The organism is Streptomyces sp. R41 (assembly GCF_041053055.1).
Taxonomy (GTDB): domain Bacteria; phylum Actinomycetota; class Actinomycetes; order Streptomycetales; family Streptomycetaceae; genus Streptomyces.
This window is the reverse complement of record NZ_CP163443.1, coordinates 2761046-2781002: the sequence shown is the minus strand read 5'-3', so window position 1 is coordinate 2781002 and position 19957 is coordinate 2761046. Positions and strand designations below refer to the sequence as shown.

14 protein-coding genes and 1 pseudogene are annotated in these 19957 nt (G+C 69.9%); 14 read left to right on the top strand and 1 reads right to left on the bottom strand.

Features of this window, described 5'->3' with window-relative positions; all coding sequences use genetic code 11:
- The first annotated feature begins 200 nt into the window (after positions 1 to 200).
- The 14 genes and pseudogenes from AB5J53_RS13075 to AB5J53_RS13010 all read left to right on the top strand — a co-directional run bounded on the left by AB5J53_RS13075 (position 201) and on the right by AB5J53_RS13010 (position 17641).
- Positions 201 to 872: a response regulator gene (locus AB5J53_RS13075; protein WP_369245800.1), complete on the top strand. Its 672-nt coding sequence runs from the start codon at positions 201 to 203 to the stop codon at positions 870 to 872.
- 66 nt (positions 873 to 938) lie between these two features.
- Positions 939 to 2984 carry an excinuclease ABC subunit UvrC gene (gene uvrC / locus AB5J53_RS13070; RefSeq protein WP_369245799.1) on the top strand — a complete coding sequence of 682 codons (2046 nt, stop codon included), beginning with the start codon at positions 939 to 941 and terminating at the stop codon, positions 2982 to 2984.
- Entirely contained in the window at positions 2981 to 4012 is a 1032-nt protein-coding gene (gene rapZ / locus AB5J53_RS13065; protein WP_369245798.1) for an RNase adapter RapZ, read from the top strand. Before uvrC ends, rapZ begins: the two co-directional genes overlap by 4 nt.
- Positions 4009 to 5079, top strand: a complete 1071-nt coding sequence (yvcK, locus tag AB5J53_RS13060; RefSeq protein WP_369245797.1) for a uridine diphosphate-N-acetylglucosamine-binding protein YvcK — start codon at positions 4009 to 4011, stop codon at positions 5077 to 5079. The genes rapZ and yvcK overlap by 4 nt, the downstream gene beginning before the upstream one ends.
- Positions 5070 to 6059, top strand: coding sequence for a DNA-binding protein WhiA (gene whiA / locus AB5J53_RS13055; protein WP_010987695.1), 990 nt, complete (start codon positions 5070 to 5072; stop codon positions 6057 to 6059). The genes yvcK and whiA overlap by 10 nt, the downstream gene beginning before the upstream one ends.
- 175 nt (positions 6060 to 6234) lie before the next feature.
- Complete coding sequence (locus AB5J53_RS13050; protein ID WP_369245796.1) at positions 6235 to 9192, top strand: M14 family zinc carboxypeptidase; 2958 nt, start codon at positions 6235 to 6237, stop codon at positions 9190 to 9192.
- A gap of 191 nt (positions 9193 to 9383) precedes the next feature.
- Positions 9384 to 10394 (top strand): type I glyceraldehyde-3-phosphate dehydrogenase, encoded by a 1011-nt coding sequence (gene gap, locus AB5J53_RS13045; protein WP_369245795.1) that lies wholly within the window; start codon positions 9384 to 9386, stop codon positions 10392 to 10394.
- Between the two features lie 128 nt (positions 10395 to 10522).
- Positions 10523 to 11734 (top strand): phosphoglycerate kinase, encoded by a 1212-nt coding sequence (gene pgk / locus AB5J53_RS13040; RefSeq protein ID WP_369245794.1) that lies wholly within the window; start codon positions 10523 to 10525, stop codon positions 11732 to 11734.
- A 5-nt stretch (positions 11735 to 11739) separates the two neighbouring features.
- A complete protein-coding gene (gene tpiA / locus AB5J53_RS13035) occupies positions 11740 to 12516 on the top strand; it encodes a triose-phosphate isomerase (RefSeq protein ID WP_369245793.1) in 777 nt (258 codons plus the stop codon).
- A 116-nt stretch (positions 12517 to 12632) separates the two neighbouring features.
- Positions 12633 to 12863, top strand: coding sequence for a preprotein translocase subunit SecG (gene secG, locus AB5J53_RS13030; protein ID WP_362070579.1), 231 nt, complete (start codon positions 12633 to 12635; stop codon positions 12861 to 12863).
- Between the two features lie 236 nt (positions 12864 to 13099).
- A complete protein-coding gene (locus tag AB5J53_RS13025) occupies positions 13100 to 13435 on the top strand; it encodes an RNA polymerase-binding protein RbpA (protein WP_003957010.1) in 336 nt (111 codons plus the stop codon).
- 213 nt (positions 13436 to 13648) lie between these two features.
- Positions 13649 to 14859, top strand: a pseudogene (locus tag AB5J53_RS13020) (MFS transporter).
- A 68-nt stretch (positions 14860 to 14927) separates the two neighbouring features.
- Positions 14928 to 16580 (top strand): glucose-6-phosphate isomerase, encoded by a 1653-nt coding sequence (pgi, locus tag AB5J53_RS13015; RefSeq protein WP_369245792.1) that lies wholly within the window; start codon positions 14928 to 14930, stop codon positions 16578 to 16580.
- Between the two features lie 95 nt (positions 16581 to 16675).
- Entirely contained in the window at positions 16676 to 17641 is a 966-nt protein-coding gene (locus tag AB5J53_RS13010; RefSeq protein WP_369245791.1) for a hypothetical protein, read from the top strand.
- 19 nt (positions 17642 to 17660) lie between these two features.
- Here the strand turns inward: AB5J53_RS13010 and AB5J53_RS13005 are convergent, their stop codons facing one another.
- Positions 17661 to 19952 carry an FtsX-like permease family protein gene (locus tag AB5J53_RS13005; RefSeq protein ID WP_369245790.1) on the bottom strand — a complete coding sequence of 764 codons (2292 nt, stop codon included), beginning with the start codon at positions 19950 to 19952 and terminating at the stop codon, positions 17661 to 17663.
- Positions 19953 to 19957: the final 5 nt, after the last annotated feature.

The following is a 19957-nucleotide window of genomic DNA, read 5'->3' as shown; positions in this document are numbered from 1 at the left end:
CCTTCGACCGTCCGTCCGACCGGCCGCCCCTCGCCCGGGGCGGCCGGTCCCTTGCATCCGTGCTGGTTCGAGCATCGCGCCGGAAGGTCCCTTTGTCGTCACGGCCAGCCCCCAATCCCGCTTACTGCTAGCCGTAACCCCGGTGGTCCGGCAGGCTGTTGGGGGCGCACCGGACGGGTCGGGCAAGGGGAGCCGGGACCATGGACGCATCACAGCAGCCCGGGCGGGGACGGGTCGTCCTCGCCGATGACGACGTCCTGCTCAGGGAGGGTCTGGCGAGCCTGTGCGAGCGCGTCGGCTATGGGGTGGCCGGGCAGGCCGGTAACGCCGCGCGGCTCCTGGAGCTGGTGGCCGACGAGCGGCCCGATCTGGCGATCATCGACATAAGAATGCCGCCGTCCCACTCGACCGAGGGTCTCAAGGCGGCCCGCACGATCCGCGAGCACCACCCCGCCACCGGCATCCTGGTCCTGTCGGCCTATGTGGAGGTCGAGGACGCCCTGGAACTGCTGGCCAGTGGCCGCAAGGTCGGATACCTCCTCAAGAGCCGGATCACCGTCGTGGAGGAGTTCATCGAGGCGCTCGACCGGATCCGCAAGGGCGGCTCGGTCGTGGACCCCTCCCTGGTGCAGGAGCTGGTCTCCGCCCAGCGCCGCGACGATCCGCTGTCCTTCCTCAGCTCCCGCGAGCGCGAGGTCCTCGCCCTCATGGCCGAGGGCCGCTCCAACGCGGGCATCGGCCGCCGCCTGTGGGTCACCGAGGGCACCGTCGAGAAGCACGTCCGCAGCATCCTGGGAAAACTCCGCCTCCAGGAGGAGCCCGACGACCACCGACGTGTCCTGGCGGTCCTGACCTTCCTGGAGTCGCGCTGAGGCAGGGCCCCGGGCCTTGTCCACAGGGCCGCCGCGCTGTCAGCCCTCGCCAGTAGGGTGTGTGACATGGCCGACCCCTCCAGCTACCGCCCCAAGCCGGGACAGATCCCGGACTCTCCCGGGGTGTACAAATTCCGCGACGAGCACCGCCGGGTGATCTACGTCGGAAAGGCGAAGAGCCTGCGCCAGCGCCTGGCGAGCTACTTCCAGGACCTGGCGAACCTGCACCCCCGCACCCGCACCATGGTCACGACGGCCGCGTCGGTGGAGTGGACGGTCGTGTCCACGGAGGTCGAGGCGCTTCAGCTGGAGTACTCCTGGATCAAGGAGTTCGACCCCCGGTTCAACGTCAAGTACCGCGACGACAAGAGCTATCCGTACCTCGCGGTGACGATGAACGAGGAGTTCCCGCGCGTGCAGGTGATGCGCGGCCACAAGCGCAAGGGCGTGCGCTACTTCGGTCCGTACGGGCACGCGTGGGCGATCCGCGACACCGTGGACCTGCTGCTGCGCGTCTTCCCGGTCCGCACCTGCTCCGCCGGCGTCTTCAAGAACGCGGCCCGCACCGGCCGCCCCTGCCTCCTCGGCTACATCGGCAAGTGCTCCGCACCCTGCGTCGAGCGCGTCTCCGTCGAGGAACACCGCGACCTGGCCGAGGAGTTCTGCGACTTCATGGCCGGGCGTACGGGGACGTACCTCCGCCGCCTGGAAAAGCAGATGACGGACGCGGCCGAGGAGATGGAGTACGAGCGGGCGGCCCGCCTGCGCGACGACATCGAAGCCCTCAAGAAGGCCATGGAGAAGAACGCGGTCGTGCTCGCCGACGCGACCGACGCCGACCTGATGGCCGTCGCCGAGGACGAGCTGGAAGCGGCCGTGCAGATCTTCCACGTACGCGGCGGTCGCGTGCGCGGCCAGCGCGGCTGGGTCACGGACAAGGTGGAGGCCGTCACCACCGGTGACCTCGTCGAGCACGCGCTCCAGCAGCTCTACGGGGAGGAGACGGGCGACTCCGTCCCCAAGGAGGTGCTCGTCCCGGCGCTGCCCGACCCGGTGGAGCCCGTCCAGGAATGGCTCACCGAGCGCCGCGGGTCGAACGTGTCGCTGCGCATCCCGCAGCGCGGCGACAAGAAGGCCCTCATGGAGATGGTGCAGCGCAACGCGCTCCAGTCGCTCGCGCTGCACAAGACCAAGCGCGCCTCCGACCTGACCACCCGCTCGCGCGCCCTGGAGGAGATCGCCGGGGCACTCGACCTGGACAGCGCACCCCTGCGGATCGAGTGCTACGACATCTCGCACCTCCAGGGCGACGACGTCGTGGCGTCGATGGTCGTCTTCGAGGACGGGCTCCAGCGCAAGAGCGAGTACCGGCGCTTCCAGATCAAGGGCTTCGAGGGCCAGGACGACGTCCGCTCCATGCACGAGGTGATCACCCGCCGCTTCAGGCGCTACCTCGCCGAGAAGGAGAAGACGGGGGAGTGGACCGACGGCGAGAGCGGCCTCACCGAGGAGGACGGCCGCCCCAAGCGCTTCGCCTACCCCCCGCAGCTCGTCGTGGTCGACGGCGGCCAGCCGCAGGTCGCGGCGGCCAAGAAGGCCCTCGACGAGCTCGGCATCGACGACATCGCCGTATGCGGCCTCGCCAAGCGCCTGGAGGAGGTGTGGCTGCCGGACGAGGACGACCCGGTGGTCCTGCCGCGCACCAGCGAGGGCCTGTATCTGCTTCAGCGCGTCCGTGACGAGGCCCACCGCTTCGCGATCACCTACCAGCGCACCAAGCGGGCCAAGCGCTTCAGGGCGAGCCCGCTGGACGACGTGCCGGGCCTGGGCGAGACGCGCAAGCAGGCGCTGATCAAGCACTTCGGCTCGGTGAAAAAGCTGCGTTCCGCGACAATCGACCAGATCTGTGAGGTTCCCGGCATAGGCCGCAAGACGGCCGAGACGATCGCCGTGGCCCTCGCCCAGGCGGCCCCGGCCGCCCCCGCCGTGAACACGGCGACTGGAGAGATCATGGGAGACGAGGAAGACGGGGAGCCCGAAACGACGGCGGGCTCCTCAGAGGAGCCCGTGACCGCGGGCGCCTCGGACGAGCGACGGGGGCAGGAGAGATGACCGAGAACGACGCGCGCGAAGAGGAACGCCCGGCGCAGGGCCAGGAAGCACACGACGCACACGAAGCACACAAGGAAACAGGCGAAGATCATCTGGAGCAGGAAGCACCCCAGGAAGACGGAGCACAGGTGGGTACGGGTAGCGAAACGGCCGGGGTCCCCGAGGCGGCCATCCCCGAGCTGGTGATCATCTCCGGCATGTCCGGAGCGGGCCGCTCGACCGCCGCCAAGTGTCTGGAGGACCTCGGCTGGTTCGTCGTCGACAACCTGCCGCCCGCGCTGATCCCCACCATGGTGGAGCTCGGCGCCCGCTCCCAGGGCAATGTGGCCAGGATCGCGGTCGTCGTCGACGTACGCGGCCGCCGCTTCTTCGACAACCTCCGCGAGTCCCTCGCAGACCTGGAGTCGAAGAACGTCACCCGGCGGATCGTCTTCCTGGAGTCCTCCGACGAGGCCCTGGTACGCCGCTTCGAGTCGGTGCGCCGCCCGCATCCCCTCCAGGGCGACGGCCGCATCGTCGACGGCATCGACGCCGAGCGCCAGCTGCTGCGCGAGCTGCGCGGCGACGCCGACCTGGTGATCGACACCTCCAGCCTGAACGTGCACGAGCTGCGGGCCAAGATGGATGCCCAGTTCGCCGGCGAGGAGGAGCCGGAGCTGCGGGCCACCGTCATGTCCTTCGGCTTCAAGTACGGCCTGCCGGTCGACGCCGACCTGGTCGTGGACATGCGCTTCCTGCCAAACCCGCACTGGGTCCCCGAGCTGCGCCCCTTCACCGGCCTGAACGAGGAGGTCGCGGCCTACGTCTTCAACCAGCCAGGCGCCAAGGAGTTCCTCGACCGCTACGCCGAGCTGCTCCAGCTCATCGCGGCCGGGTACCGGCGTGAGGGCAAGCGCTATGTGACCATCGCGGTCGGCTGCACCGGCGGCAAGCACCGCTCGGTCGCCACCTCCGAGAAGCTCGCCGCCCGTCTCGTCTCCCAGGGCGTGGAGACCGTGGTCGTGCACCGGGACATGGGGCGCGAGTGACCGGACGTGCTGCTCTGCGGCTGAGCAGGCTGCGCCGCGTCACCCCCGAGGGACGCGGTGGCAAGCCCGCCGAGGCGCGCGGCGGGAAGCCGCGCCGCCGGGGCGCCCAGCCCAAGGTCGTCGCGCTCGGCGGCGGTATGGGCCTGTCCGCCTCGCTCGCCGCGCTGCGCCGGATCACCGGCGACCTCACCGCCGTCGTCACCGTGGCCGACGACGGCGGCTCCAGCGGGCGCCTGCGCGACGAACTGGGCGTGCTCCCGCCCGGCGACCTGCGCAAGGCCCTGGCCGCGCTGTGCGGCGACGACGACTGGGGCCAGACCTGGGCCCGCGTCATCCAGCACCGCTTCCAGTCCCAGGGCGACCTGCACGAGCACGCGGTCGGCAATCTGCTGATCGTCGCCCTGTGGGAGCAGCTCGGCGACCACGTCCAGGCCCTTGACCTGGTCGGCAGGCTCCTTGGCGCGCACGGCCGTGTGCTGCCGATGTCGGCCGTACCTCTGGAGCTCCAGGCCCTGGTCAAGGGGCACGACCCGGAGCGGCCGGACGACGTCGAGACGGTACGAGGGCAGGCGACGGTTGCGCTCACGCCCGGCGAGGTGCAGTCCGTGCACGTCGTGCCGCACGACCCGCCGGCCGTCCCCGAGGCCGTGGCGGCGGTCCTCGACGCGGACTGGGTGGTCCTCGGCCCCGGCTCCTGGTTCTCCTCGGTGATCCCGCACCTGCTCGTGCCCGAGTTGCTCGACGCGCTCATCCAGACGAAGGCGCGCCGGGTACTCTCGCTGAACCTCGCCCCGCAGCCCGGAGAAACCGAAGGCTTCTCCCCGCAGCGTCATTTGGAGGTTTTGGGACGACACGCCCCTAAACTCGCCCTGGACGTGGTGCTGGCCGACGAGGCCGCCGTGCCCGACCGCGACTCACTCACCGACGCCGCCAAGCGGTTCGGCGCCGCGGTCGAGCTGGCGCCGGTGGCCCGGACCGATGGATCTCCGCGGCACGACCCGGAGCTGTTGGCCGCCGCGTACGACCGTATTTTTCGGATGCATGGAAGGATCGGCCCATGGCGATGACGGCAGCGGTGAAGGATGAGATCTCCCGGCTCCCCGTCACCCGGACCTGCTGCAGAAAGGCGGAGGTCTCCGCGATTCTGCGGTTCGCGGGCGGCCTTCACCTGGTGAGCGGCAGGATCGTGATCGAGGCGGAGCTGGACACCGCGATGGCGGCGCGCCGGCTGAAGCGGGACATCCTGGAGATCTTCGGCCACAGCTCCGAACTGATCGTGATGGCGCCCGGCGGTCTGCGCCGCGGCTCCCGCTATGTCGTGCGCGTGGTCGCGGGCGGCGACCAGCTGGCCCGCCAGACCGGACTCGTCGACGGCCGGGGCCGCCCGATCCGCGGGCTGCCCCCGCAGGTGGTCTCGGGGGCCACCTGTGACGCCGAGGCGGCCTGGCGCGGAGCGTTCCTGGCGCACGGCTCGCTGACCGAGCCCGGCCGTTCCTCCTCGCTCGAGGTGACCTGCCCGGGCCCTGAGGCCGCGCTCGCCCTGGTCGGTGCCGCCCGTCGGCTGTCGATCGCGGCGAAGGCCCGCGAAGTGCGCGGCGTGGACCGTGTCGTCGTACGCGACGGAGACGCGATCGGGGCTCTGCTCACCCGTCTCGGCGCGCATGAGTCCGTGCTGGCCTGGGAGGAGCGGCGGATGCGCCGCGAGGTCCGCGCCACGGCGAACCGGCTGGCCAACTTCGACGACGCCAACCTGCGCCGCTCGGCCCGCGCCGCCGTCGCCGCCGGTGCCCGCGTGCAGCGCGCCCTGGAGATCCTTGCCGACGAGGTCCCCGAGCACCTCGCGGCCGCCGGACGGCTGCGCATGGAGCACAAGCAGGCCTCCCTGGAGGAGCTGGGCGCGCTCGCCGACCCGCCGCTGACCAAGGACGCCGTTGCCGGCCGTATCCGCCGCCTGCTGGCGATGGCCGACAAGCGGGCGCAGGATCTCGGCATCCCCGGGACCGAGTCGAACCTCACCGAGGAGATGGCGGACAACCTCGCCGGGTGACCTCCCACAGTCAGGATCTGAAAACAGGTCAAGATCTCAACACGCCGGTGCCGACGCCCACTTGGGAGGTCGGCACCGGCGTTTTTACGTCCTTGAGGCGCCCTTGACTTGACCATGAAGTGTCATGAGCCTGGCATCTGTTCGCTGCTGTGGCGGACCAGTGCAAGGGGGGCTCATGAGACGAAGAGCGAGAGGGATCCTCGCTACGGGCGCGCTCCTGCTGGGCGGTGCGGGCATGGCGCCCATCGCCCAGGCGCAGAGCGGCAGTTCACCCAAGCCCGACGCGAACGCCGTGAAGGTGTTTCGCGCCGAGGTCACGAAGCAGCAGATACCCCTGCTGCTCGCGGCCGGACAGGACGGCCACGAACTCGGCGACACGACCTGGAAGAACGGCAAGAGCACGGTCGAGGTCTACGTCACCGACCAGCAGGCCAAGAAGCTGGAGAAGCAGGGAGTCGAGCTCACCGAGCACACGCTCTCCGCCAAGGCCGAGGACCGAGTCGAGGACGCGGCCCAGGGCGTGTTCCGCCCGTACAGCGGAAAAGGCAATCTCCAGGAGGAGATCGTCAGGACCGGCCAGGAACACCCCGACCTCACCAAGGTCGTCTCCATCGGCAAGACCATCAACGGCCAGGACATCCTGGCGCTCAAACTGACCAAGGGCGCCAAGAGGACCAAGGACGGCGCCAAGCCGTCGGTGCTGTACCTGTCCAACCAGCACGCGCGCGAGTGGATCACGCCCGAGATGACGCGGCGTCTGATGCACTACTACTTGGACAACTACGCGACGAACAAGCGCATCAAGAAGATCGTCGACAACACCGAGCTGTGGTTCGTCCTGTCGGCCAATCCGGACGGCTACGACTACACGTTCAAGGGCACGGACGAGCGCCAGTGGCGCAAGAACCTCCGGGACGTGAACGGCGACGGTGCCATCTCCACCGGCGACGGCGTGGACCTCAACCGCAACTTCGCCTACAAGTGGGGCTACGACGACGAGGGTTCGTCCCCCAACCCCACCAGTGAGACCTACCGCGGCACGAGCCCCAGCTCCGAGCCCGAGACCAAGGCCCTCGATGCCTTCGAGAAGCGCATCGGCTTCGCGTACGGCATCAACTACCACTCCGCCGCCGAACTGCTCCTCTACGGAGTGGGCTGGCAGGTGGCGACGCCGACCCCCGACGACGTGCTCTACAAGGCGCTCGCCGGGACCCCGGAGAAGTCGGCGATCCCGGGCTACCACCCGCAGGTCTCCTCGGAGCTCTACACCACCAACGGCGAAGCGGACGGCCACGCGGGCAACGTCAACGGCATGGCGATGTTCACCCCCGAGATGTCGACCTGCCAGACCGCGTCGAACCTCGACCCGGGCGACACCTGGAACGCGGCCGACTGTGCCTCGGTCTTCACCTTCCCGGACGACGAGAAGCTGATTGAGCAGGAGTTCGAGAAGAACATCCCGTTCGCGCTCTCCGTCGCCGAGACCGCGGCCCACCCCGACCAGCCGTCCTCCTCGGTCGGCATCGACGCCCCCGACTTCACCCCGGCCGCCTTCTCCACGTCGTACTCCCGCGGCGCCGACCAGGAGGTCTCCGTCGTCGTACGCAAGTCCGTACGCGACAAGGAGCTCAAGTACCGCGTCGACGGCGGCCGTACGCAGGACATGGCGCTCAAGGCCTGGAGGGGCGGCGAGACCTACGGCGGCAAGGACAACCTCTACTTCGACGAGTACCGCGCGAGGGTCCAGGACGGCGATCCGGGCGACAAGGTCGAGGTCTGGTTCACCGGCAAGACGAAGAGCGGGAAGCCCACCTCCAGCACGCACTTCACGTACACCGTGGCCGAACGGCCACGCGCCGACACGCTCGTGGTCGCCGAAGAGGGCGCGACCGCCACACAGGCGCAGGCCTACGTCGACGCGCTGAAGGCCAACGGCAAGAAGCCCCTGGTCTGGGACGTCGCGACCCTGGGCGCGCCGGACGCGCTCGGCGTGCTCGACCACTTCAGGACGGTCGTCCACTACACGGGCGCCGTACGGCCGGGCAACGCCACGCAGCTCCAGCTGCGCTCCTTCCTCAACGAGGGCGGCAAGCTGATCGAGGCGGGCGAGCTGGCCGGCGGCAGCGTCGACCTCGGCGGCGGCACCTTCTCGAACGACTTCAGCCAGTACTACCTGGGCGCCTACTCCCGTACGTCGACTCCGGGGGCCACCGGCTACACCGGCTCCGGCAAGCTCACCGGCTTCACGGGGGTGCTCGGCGACGCGCCCGGCAATCCGCTGAACGCGGCGGGCACCTACGGCGTCACCTCGGACTCGCTGCCCGCCGCGCAGTACCCGCAGTTCGCATCGAGCGCGGGAGCGGGGCAGTTCGCCGGGACCGTCAACCCGTACGGGCCCTACGCGGGCTCGTACATGGCCGCGGCGGTCCACACCGACGACGCCTACAAGCGCCTCACCCGCACCATCGACCTCACCGGTGTCGCTGCGGCGGGCAAGCCGACGCTGCGCACCCAGCTCCTGTGGGACACCGAGCCCGGCTACGATCACGCCGTGCTCGAGGTCCACACGACCGGGGCCGACGACTGGACGACGCTCCCGGAGGCAGGCGGCGCCACCAGCACGGCGGTTCCCGCGGAGTGCGAGGCGGGATTCCTCGCCAGGGAGCACCCCTGGATCAAGCGCTATCTGACCGTGAGCTCGGCCGGTTGCACCAACACCGGCACCAGCGGGTCCTGGAACAGCTTCACCGGCGCCTCGAACGGCTGGCAGCAGGTCGACTTCGACCTGAGCGCCTACGCCGGCAAGTCGATCGAGGTCTCACTCAGCTACATCACCGACCCGAACACCGGCGGCCACGGCGTCCTGGCGGACAACGCCTCGCTCGTCGTCGGCGGCGCGGCCACCGAGACCGAGGGCTTCGAGACCTCGCTCGGCCCCTGGAGCGTCTCGGGACCGCCCGCGGGCAGCCCGGCCGTCCTCAAGGACTGGGCGCGCTATGGAGAGCTCTTCAAGACGTACGGAGGAGTCACCACGGACGACACCGTGCTGCTGGGCTTCGGCCTGGAGCACGTCACCGCGGCGGCCGACCGCGCGGCCCTCGTCAAGAAGGCACTCGCGGCACTGCAGAGCTGACCCTGAGTGACGACCTCGTCAACACGGAGGGTGTTCCGTACCCCTACTGGTGGGTACGGAACACCGTGCCGTGTATGGGGCATCTCGATGTCACCACGGGCGCCTCAGGGAGGTAGGGTCAGAGGCGGTCGGGGACATCCCATACAACTCGCCGGCATCTGAGTCGGCGTACCTAACGAGGAGATCGGTTCGTGACGATCCGCGTAGGCATCAACGGCTTTGGCCGCATCGGTCGTAACTACTTCCGCGCGCTGCTGGAGCAGGGTGCAGACATCGAGATCGTGGCTGTCAACGACCTGGGTGACACCGCGACCACCGCTCACCTGCTGAAGTACGACACCATCCTGGGCCGTCTCAAGGCCGAGGTGTCGCACACCGCCGACACGATCACCGTCGACGGCCACACGATCAAGGTCCTGTCCGAGCGCAACCCCGCCGACATCCCGTGGGGCGAGCTGGGGGTCGACATCGTCATCGAGTCGACCGGCATCTTCACGAAGAAGGCCGACGCCGAGAAGCACATCGCCGGCGGCGCCAAGAAGGTCCTCATCTCGGCTCCGGCCAAGGACGAGGACATCACCATTGTGATGGGCGTCAACCAGGACAAGTACGACCCGGCGAACCACCACGTCATCTCCAACGCCTCGTGCACCACCAACTGTGTGGCGCCGATGGCCAAGGTGCTCGACGAGAACTTCGGCATCGTGAAGGGCCTGATGACGACGGTCCACGCGTACACGAACGACCAGCGCATCCTGGACTTCCCGCACTCGGACCTGCGCCGCGCCCGCGCCGCCGCCGAGAACATCATCCCGACCACGACCGGTGCCGCCAAGGCCACCGCCCTGGTCCTCCCGCAGCTCAAGGGCAAGCTGGACGGCATCGCCATGCGCGTCCCGGTCCCGACCGGTTCGGCCACCGACCTGGTCGTGACCCTGCAGCGCGAGGTCACCAAGGACGAGGTCAACGCCGCGTTCAAGAAGGCCTCCGACGACGGTGACCTCAAGGGCTACCTGGCGTACACCGAGGACCCGATCGTCTCCTCGGACATCGTCGGCGACCAGGCCTCCTGCACCTTCGACTCCTCCCTGACCATGGTCCAGGAGGGCAACTCGGTGAAGATCCTCGGCTGGTACGACAACGAGTGGGGCTACTCCAACCGCCTCGTCGACCTCACGGTCTTCGTCGGCAACCAGCTCTAAGTCCCAGAGCAGGCACCTCGATGTGAGCACAGGGCTCGGGCAGCGCACCGCCGCGCTGTCCGGGCCCTGACTCGCGTACTGATCGATCAGCCCTCTCGGATCAAAAGAGCCTTCCTAGGAGTCCACTTATGAAGACGATTGACGAACTTCTCGCCGAAGGCGTGGACGGCAAGCGGGTCTTCGTCCGCGCCGACCTGAACGTGCCGCTGGCCGACGGCCTCATCACCGACGACGGCCGCATCCGCGCCGTCCTGCCGACCATCAAGGCCCTCGCGGACGCGGGTGCCAAGGTGGTCGTCGCCTCGCACCTGGGCCGCCCCAAGGGCGCCCCGGACCCGGCCTTCTCCCTGCTGCAGCCCGCCGAGCGCCTCGGTGAACTCCTCGGCGCGCCCGTCGCGTTCGCCCAGGACACCGTCGGCCCCGCCGCCCACGACGCCGTGAACGGCCTGGAGCCCGGCCAGGTCGCGGTCATCGAGAACCTGCGCTTCAACGCCGGTGAGACGTCCAAGGACGACACCGAGCGTGGCGAGTTCGCCGACCAGCTCGCCGCCCTGGCCGATGTCTACGTAGGCGACGGTTTCGGCGCCGTGCACCGCAAGCACGCCTCCGTGTACGACCTCCCGGCGCGCCTGCCGCACTACGCCGGCTACCTCATCGCCACCGAGGTCGGCGTCCTGAAGAAGCTCACCGAGGACGTCCAGCGCCCCTACGTGGTCGCGCTCGGCGGCGCCAAGGTCTCCGACAAGCTCGCCGTCATCGACCAGCTCCTCGGCAAGGCCGATCGTCTCCTCATCGGCGGCGGCATGGCCTACACCTTCCTCAAGGCCAAGGGCTACGAGGTCGGCATCTCCCTCCTCCAGGAGGACCAGGTCCCGGCCGTCCAGGAGTACATCGAGCGCGCGGAGAAGAACGGCGTCGAGCTGGTCCTCCCCGTCGACGTCCTCGTCTCCACGGAGTTCCCGGACCTGAAGACGAAGGCCCCGGCCAACCCCACCACCGTCGCCGCGGACGCCATCCCGGCCGACCAGGAGGGTCTCGACATCGGTCCTGAGACCCGCAAGCTGTACGCCTCGAAGCTCGCCGACGCGGCCACCGTCTTCTGGAACGGCCCCATGGGCGTCTTCGAGCACCCCGACTACGCCGAGGGCACCAAGGCGGTCGCCCAGGCCCTTCTCGACTCCCCGGCCTTCACGGTCGTCGGCGGTGGCGACTCCGCCGCGGCCGTCCGGATCCTGGGCTTCGACGAGACGGCATTCGGCCACATCTCGACCGGCGGCGGCGCCTCCCTCGAATACCTCGAGGGCAAGACGCTCCCCGGCCTCGCCGCACTGGAGGACTGACCTTAATGAGCACGCGCACGCCGCTGATGGCGGGCAACTGGAAGATGAACCTCAACCACCTCGAGGCCATCGCGCACGTCCAGAAGCTCGCCTTCGCCCTGGCCGACAAGGACTACGAGGCCTGTGAGGTCGCCGTCCTGCCGCCCTTCACCGACCTGCGCTCCGTGCAGACCCTGGTCGACGGCGACAAGCTCAAGATCAAGTACGGCGCCCAGGACGTCTCGGCTCACGACTCCGGCGCCTACACCGGCGAGATCTCGGGCCCGATGCTGGCCAAGCTGAAGTGCACGTACGTCGCGATCGGGCACTCCGAGCGCCGGCAGTACCACAACGAGACCGACGAGATCGTCAATGCCAAGGTCAAGGCCGCCTACAAGCACGGTCTGACCCCGATCCTGTGTGTCGGCGAGGAGCTGGAGATCCGCGACGCGGGCAACCACGTCACGCACACGCTCGCGCAGGTCGAGGGCGGTCTCAAGGGCCTCCCGGCCGAGCAGGCCGAGTCGATCGTGATCGCGTACGAACCCGTCTGGGCCATCGGCACCGGCAAGGTCTGCGGCGCCGACGACGCCCAGGAGGTCTGCGCTGCGATCCGCGGCAAGCTGGCCGAGCTGTATTCGCAGGAGCTGGCCGACCAGGTCCGCATCCAGTACGGCGGCTCGGTGAAGTCCGGGAACGTCGCGGAGATCATGGCGAAGCCCGACATCGACGGCGCGCTGGTCGGCGGTGCCTCGCTGGACGCCGACGAGTTCGTCAAGATCGTCCGGTTCCGCGACCAGTGAGCCGAGCAGTGAGTATGCGCTAGCGGCGATCCGTCGTACCCTTGCGGGGGTCTGGTGCTGTAGCGCTGGACCCCCGTCGTCCATCCAGTTCCGAGGAAGTTGGTTCAGCCGTGGTTTTGGGGTTCTCGATCGCCCTGATCGTCTTCAGCGGGCTGCTGATGCTGCTGGTGCTGATGCACAAGGGGAAGGGCGGCGGCCTCTCCGACATGTTCGGTGGCGGCATGCAGTCGTCCGTCGGCGGCTCCTCGGTCGCCGAGCGCAACCTCGACCGCATCACCGTGGTGATCGGTCTGCTCTGGTTCGCGTGCATTGTCGTGCTCGGCATCCTGATGAAGGTCAACAACTGATCACCGGCTGACATCGGTACGGCAGCACAACTGCACATTACGCAAGCACATTCCGCACGTAAGGCCCCATGTCCGGTACGCGCCCTCAGGCGCGGCCTATCATGGGGCTTGCGTCTAGGGGCGGGGGTGTAACTCCAATCACTGGACGCGCGTTGGGCCTTACGTAGACTGAGGCGCTCGCAGCGAAGCGTCACGCCGACTCGCTTCGCGGCACCATCACGCAGGGAGTTACGACCGTGGCAAGTGGCAACGCGATCCGAGGAAGCCGGGTCGGGGCGGGGCCGATGGGCGAGGCCGAGCGCGGCGAGTCCGCACCCAGGCTGCGCATCTCCTTCTGGTGCTCCAACGGGCACGAGACGCAGCCCAGCTTCGCCAGCGACGCGCAGGTTCCCGACACCTGGGACTGCCCGCGCTGCGGCTTCCCCGCCGGACAGGACCGGGACAACCCGCCGGACCCGCCGCGCACCGAGCCGTACAAGACGCACCTCGCGTATGTACGGGAGCGACGCAGCGACGCGGACGGCGAGGCGATCCTCGCCGAGGCGCTCGCCAAACTGCGGGGCGAGATCTAGAAGTTGAGAACCGGCCGGGCACCTGCGGGGGCCTGGCCGGAGCCGTTTCGTACGGTTCTCGCGGCTCGTGGCCGTCCGTGGCCGCATGCGCCGAGGCCGATTGTCAGTGCTGCCCTCTACGGTTCTTGAAGTGGCGGAACCGGAGGGGGCGTTGTGACGACGGCGGACGTGGCGAGCGTGCGGGCGCCCGCGTGGCGCGGGGGGTTCGGGCGGTTGTGGACCGCGGCCGTGGTGTCGCGGTTCGGGGACGCGCTGCGCACCGCCGCGCTGCCGCTGCTCGCCGTGCGGCTCACCGACGATCCGCTCGTCATCGCCTCCGTGACGGCCTGCGGCTATCTCCCGTGGCTCCTCTTCGGGCTGCTGGGCGGGGCGATCGCCGACCGGGTGGACCAGCGCCGGGCGATGTGGGCCGTGGACACGGTACGCGGCTCCCTGGTGGCCTGCTTCGCCCTGGCCGTCGGGCTCGGGCACGCGTCGATCGTCCTGCTGATCGCCCTCGCCTTCACCCTGACCACCCTCCAGACGCTGTTCGACAACGCCACCACGGCCCTGCTGCCGTCCCTCGTGGTGCGCGAAGCCCTGGGCAGCGCGAACGCCCGGCTGATGACCGGCCAGCAGCTCGCCGGGGGCCTGCTGGCGGGCCCGGTCGTGCCGCTGCTGCTGACCGTCGGGGCCGCCATGCCGTTCACGGCGGACGCGGCCACCTATCTGCTCGCCGCCGCGCTCGTGGGCTCCTTGCGGATACGGGCGCCCGAGCGGGATCCGCGTCCGGCCGGGAGCACCCTGCGCGCCGAGATCGGCGAGGGCCTGCGCGCCCTGTGGCGCGACCGGGTGCTGCGGGCGACGTGCGCGCGGCCACGCTGCTGTGCAACATCGGCATGGGCGCACTCATCGCCACGCTGGTGCTGCACGTGACGCGCTGGCTGCACACGGGGAACGCGGGATACGCGGCCGCGATGACGGCGTACTCGGCGGGCAGCTTCTCCGGCGGCTTCGTCGCCCAGCGCGTCGCTCACCGGATCGGGCGGGCCCGCAGCCTGCTCCTGGCGGGGTGCGTCCAGACGTCGTCACTGGTGCTCATGGGCACCATCCGCCACCTGGGCGCTCTCCTGGTGGGCATGGTGCTGCTCGGCGCGATGAACATGGTGTGGAACGTCAACCAGGTCACGCTGATGCAGCAGCGCAGCCCGGAATCCATGGTGGGCCGCATCAGCTCCGCGTTCCGCACGGCCTCGACCTCCGGTGCCCCGCTCGGCGCCCTGCTGGGCGGCGCGGTGGCGGGGGCGTACGGGCTGAACGGTCCGGCACTGTTCGCGGCCGTGCTCTTCGCCCTTGCCGTCACCTCGCTGATACCTGTGCTCAAGCCGGACGTATCTGTTGTTGAGCCGGACGACGGCGCTACGACAGCTCACGTCAAGCCCTGATCAATTAGGTTGGGACCGGCAGCGGGGCAAGGTACGCAGCACACGCAGGAAAGAGGCGGAAGTCCGAGATGAACGCAGAAAGCCGTACCAGGCTCAACCAGACGCCCGAGTGGACCGCTCTGGCCAAGCACCGCGAGGAGCTCGGGGACACCCATCTGCGGGATCTGTTCGCGACCGACCCCGGGCGCGGCTCCGGCTACACGCTCCAGGTCGGCGATCTGCACGTCGACTACTCCAAGCACCTGGTCACCGACGAGACGCTGCGGCTGCTGCGCGACCTGGCCGCGGCGACCGATGTCTTCGGGTTGCGGGATGCCATGTTCCGCGGCGAGAAGATCAATGTCACCGAGGACCGCGCGGTGCTGCACACCGCGCTGCGCGCTCCGCGCGACGCGGTCATCGAGGTCGACGGCGAGAACGTCGTCCCCGCGGTGCACGCCGTGCTCGACAAGATGGCCGACTTCTCCCAGCGCGTCCGCTCGGGCGAGTGGACCGGACACACCGGCAAGCGCATCAAGAACGTCGTCAACGTCGGCATCGGCGGCTCCGACCTCGGCCCGGCGATGGCGTACGAGGTGCTGCGCTCCTTCACCGACCGCGATCTGACGGTCCGCTTCGTGTCGAACGTGGACGGCGCCGACCTGCACGAGGCCGTGCGGGACCTGGACGCGGCCGAGACGCTGTTCATCATCGCCTCGAAGACCTTCACCACCATCGAGACGATCACCAACGCGACCTCCGCGCGCAACTGGCTGCTGACCGAGCTGAAGGCGGGTCAGGACGCCGTCGCCAAGCACTTCGTGGCGCTGTCGACCAACGCCGAGAAGGTGTCGGACTTCGGCATCGACACGGCCAACATGTTCGAGTTCTGGGACTGGGTCGGCGGGCGGTACTCGTACGACTCGGCGATCGGTCTATCGCTGATGATCGCCATCGGTCCGGACCGCTTCCGGGAGATGCTCGACGGTTTCCATCTCGTCGACGAGCACTTCCGCACGGCCCCCGCCGAGTCCAACGTGCCGCTGCTCCTGGGCCTCTTGGGCATCTGGTACGGCAACTTCCACGATGCCCAGTCGCACGCCGTACTGCCGTACTCGCACTACCTGTCCAAGTTCACGGCGTACTTGCAGCAGCTGGACATGGAGTCCAACGGCAAGTCCGTGGACCGCGACGGGCGTGAGGTGGAGTGGCAGACGGGTCCTGTGGTGTGGGGCACGCCGGGCACCAATGGGCAGCACGCGTACTACCAACTCATTCACCAGGGCACGAAGTTGATCCCGGCCGACTTCATCGGCTTCGCCGAGCCGGTCGCCGATCTGCTGCCGGGTCTGATCGCCCAGCACGACCTGTTGATGGCGAACTTCTTCGCGCAGACGCAGGCGCTGGCCTTCGGCAAGACGCCGGACGAGGTGCGCGCCGAGGGTGTGGCGGAGGAGCTGGTGCCGCACAAGACGTTCAAGGGCAACCACCCGACGACCACGATCCTCGCGCGTGAGCTGACCCCGTCGGTGCTGGGCCAGTTGGTCGCCCTCTACGAGCACAAGGTGTTCGTCCAGGGCGCGATCTGGAACATCGACTCCTTCGACCAGTGGGGCGTCGAGCTGGGCAAGGTCCTTGCCAAGCGCGTCGAGCCGGCCCTGACCGAGGGCGCCGAGGTGCCAGGCCTGGATGAGTCCACCAAGGCGCTGGTCGCCAAGTACCGTGAGCTGCGCGGCCGGTAGAAGGGCCGTGGGTACGGAAAGCGGGCGGCGGGAGTCCGTCCGCTTCCCGTAGACTCCGCGGCGATCGTGGTGCCGAGGGCTCGGGGGAGCGGAAGTTGGCCGGTTCGCGGGGAAGATGGCTGAGCGGCACGCTGTCGGCGAGGTCGATTCTGCAGCCCAAGGCCGTGGCGCAGGCGGTGTTCCACCCGGCGTGGATTCCGGCGTCGGTCGATCCATCGGTGGAACGGCTCAAGCGCGTGCGTGTCATTGCCGGGGCGGTCGCGGCGTTCGGTGTGTACACCTTCGTGCAGGGCAAGTTCGACTTCACGGAGGTCCTGGAGAACATGCTGACGGCGGCCGCCGTCCTGCTGTTCATCACGCCCCTGACGGTGGGGGTGATGCTTTTCGTCTGGCGGCGCACCGGGAGGATCCGTCAGCTGCGCGTGCCCCTCTTCAACGCGCTCAAGCTGCTGCTGCTCTTCATCGGCATGGTCGTTGCGACGGTGTTCTTGTGGCAGCTGTCGACCTCACTCGGGGGCATCATGCTCGCGGTGCTCGGTCTGATGGCGCTCTGGCTGACCGGATTCCTGGCCTACGGAGCGGTGCAGTTGTCCGGGAACTTCTTCGGCTCCGCCGCCGTGCACCGCTGTCTGCCGCCGCTGCTCGCCACGGTGACGGCCTGGCTGATGGCCATTCCCGACCTGGTCACCGGTGACCTGCACGGGCTGAGCTTCACGATGGGCATCGTCTTCATCCTGGGCGCGCCGGTGACGGTCACGGCCATCGCCTTCCTGGAGATGAACCGGCTCCGCCGCCGTTACGGGATACGGCTGGGCGCGCACCCCGCCACGCTGCCGCCGCTTCCCACAACGCCGGCGTACGCGCCGAACGCGGGGTTCGTGCCGCCGCCGGGCCAGCCGTACATGCCGCCCGGCCAGTCGTATATGCCGCCGGGCCAGCCGTACGCGCCAGGCCAGCCGTACGCGCCAGGCCACGGCAACCCGTACGCCCCTGGAAACGGCGCCCCGTACACGCAGTGGCCGCAGAACCCGTACAACCAGCAGAACCCGCACGGGTTCTGACGGCGCTCAGGCTCGGGGCTCAGGCCACCGCGCTCAGGGTGTCCGCAAGTCGCCGTCGGGCGGAGCGGGCCGCGGGGAGCGCGGCGAGGGCGGCGGCGCCCAGCACCGCGGCCAGGCCGAACAGCGACAGCAGGAGGAGGGACGGCCCCCGGGCGATACCGGCGCCGATGCCGCTCGACCTCCCCTGGACGTCGATCAGCCAGTGCGCGAGGGGCAGCCCCAGCGCCGTACCCGCGAGGACCGCGGCCAGGGCCGTGCAGGCGGTGGCCGTGACGGTGACCGCGGTGATCTGCCGTGGGGACAGCCCGATGGCCTTGAGCGCCAGCAGATCCCGCTCGCCCTCGCGCACGGTGCCACCGATCGCGGTGAGCAGCTCGATGAGTCCGATGAGGGCGAGTACGGCGATCAGCCCGACGACGACGCCGCGCAGCGGTGAGAGACCGTCGGCCGGGTTGGTCACGGCGTGCACGTCCAGGTGCCCGTGCCCGGCCGCGGTCAGCTCGGTGGCGACTTTGCCCGGGTCGGCGCCGGGGCGCAGCTGGAGCTGGTAGAGGGTCGGGCCGAGCTCGGGGTCGTTCTCGCGGAGGGTGTCGAGCGAGGTGGAGATGACGCGGCCGCCGTTCTCCGGCTCGATGCTGCGGCCGACGATGTGCAGGATCTGCGGTCGCGCGCCGACGGTCATCCGCACCCAGTCCCCGACGCGCACATCCAGCAGATCGAGCAGCCCCTGACCGGCCACCGCCTCGTCGGGCTCGCGGGCCGGGCGGCCCTCGGCCAGCGTGAACGGGTACGGGTCCTGACGCGTGCCGAGCCCGCGCAGCGCGATCGTGGCCGTCTGGCCCGGGACCAGAGCGGCCACCTCGGCGCCCGGGTGCACGGCGGCGACCTGCGTGTTCCCGGCCAGCAGCGCACGCGCCCCAGGGTCGCTCAGGCTCTCGTCCGCGTGTGCCGTGAGCGCGGCCGCGAGGCCGATCCGCTCGGGCTCGTTGTGGAAGCGGTCGATGGTGGTCCACGCGCTCAGCGCCACCACGATCAGCAGCAGCGGCAGGGCGAGCCGGGCGACCGTCGCCAGCGAGCGCGGCCGCCGCGGGAACGCCTGGTGCCAGCCCAGCACGAGCGCCGGCGGCAGCCGCAGTCCGAGCGCGCGGCGTGCCACGCCCGACAGGCGTCCGGCCGGCGGTGCCGCGGCCCGCAGCACCGGCACGGGAGGCACCCGGCCCGCCCGCCACGCCGCGACCCCGGTCGTCGCACCGATGAAGAGCACCGCGGCGACCGGCACCGCGAACAGCGCCGCGGTGTGCCCGGGCAGCCCCTGCCACACGCCTACGGCGTCTCCGAGGCGGCCGGGGATCCGGCTCCCCAGCGCCTGGGTGAGCGCCCCGGCGACCAGGGCGCCCAGGGACGCGTACGCCACGTGCTGGATCAGGAAGATGCGCACCACCTGGCCGGGTGTGAACCCGATCGCCTTCAGCACCGAGATGTCCCGCAGGTGGCCGCGGATACGGGTGCCGATCGCGCCGTACACGGCGAGTGCAGCGGCGACCAGCGCGCCGAGGCCGAAGAGGCCCAGCACCTGCCCCAGCAGCCGGTTGTCGCCCTGGGCCTCGGCGCGGGCCTGCTGCCAGTTCGACACCTGGGTGACCGCGCCGGCACCGAGTTCCGTCACCGCGCGCTGCACCGCGTAGTCCGTGTCGCCGGGATCGGTCAGCCGCAGGCCGATGACCTGGCCGGTGCGTCCGTCGGCACCCTGAACGGCGGACGGCAGAGCCCAGACGAGCCCCGACCGTTCGCCGGGGCTGTAGCGGGGCTCGGCGCTGTCCGCCACGCCAAGGACGGTCAGGGTCCGGGCGGTGCCGGGCACGGTGAGGGTGTCCCCGGGCTCGGCCCACAGCGCCCGGGCGAGGCTGTCCTCCAGGACGACTCCGTCGGGTCGGGCGGGGTCGAGCCAGTGGCCGGAGGCGAGCAGCGGCCGACCGGTGGCGGGCGGCTCGACGGCGCCGCGCAGTTCGACGGAGGCGCGGGTGCCGCGGGACTCGACGGTGGCGGACGCGGTGCGGTACGGGCCCGCGACGGACTCGACACCGTCCAGTTTCGCGAGCCGCCCGGCGTCGGCGGACGCGCCGGTGTGGATCCACACATGGGCGCCGTGCGACTGCGTGAAGACGCGCTGCCAGGGGTTTGTCGCGTATCCGAAGAGCGCCGCGGCCAGCAGCAGCGAGGCGACGATCCCCGCGGTGGCGAGCACGATGAACAGCGCCTCGCCCCGATGCGTCCGCAGATCGGCATGCGCCCAGCGCAGAGTGGCCCGCACGCCGG

Bases quoted from the DNA above. Each gene is read 5' to 3' on its own strand.
- tpiA (WP_369245793.1), top strand. From the start codon at position 11,740: ATGAGCACGCGCACGCCGCTGATGGCGGGCAACTGGAAGATGAACCTC.
- rapZ (WP_369245798.1), top strand. From the start codon at position 2,981: ATGACCGAGAACGACGCGCGCGAAGAGGAACGCCCGGCGCAGGGCCAG.
- pgk (WP_369245794.1), top strand. From the start codon at position 10,523: ATGAAGACGATTGACGAACTTCTCGCCGAAGGCGTGGACGGCAAGCGG.
- uvrC (WP_369245799.1), top strand. From the start codon at position 939: ATGGCCGACCCCTCCAGCTACCGCCCCAAGCCGGGACAGATCCCGGAC.
- AB5J53_RS13050 (WP_369245796.1), top strand. From the start codon at position 6,235: ATGAGACGAAGAGCGAGAGGGATCCTCGCTACGGGCGCGCTCCTGCTG.
- whiA (WP_010987695.1), top strand. From the start codon at position 5,070: ATGGCGATGACGGCAGCGGTGAAGGATGAGATCTCCCGGCTCCCCGTC.
- AB5J53_RS13075 (WP_369245800.1), top strand. From the start codon at position 201: ATGGACGCATCACAGCAGCCCGGGCGGGGACGGGTCGTCCTCGCCGAT.
- pgi (WP_369245792.1), top strand. From the start codon at position 14,928: ATGAACGCAGAAAGCCGTACCAGGCTCAACCAGACGCCCGAGTGGACC.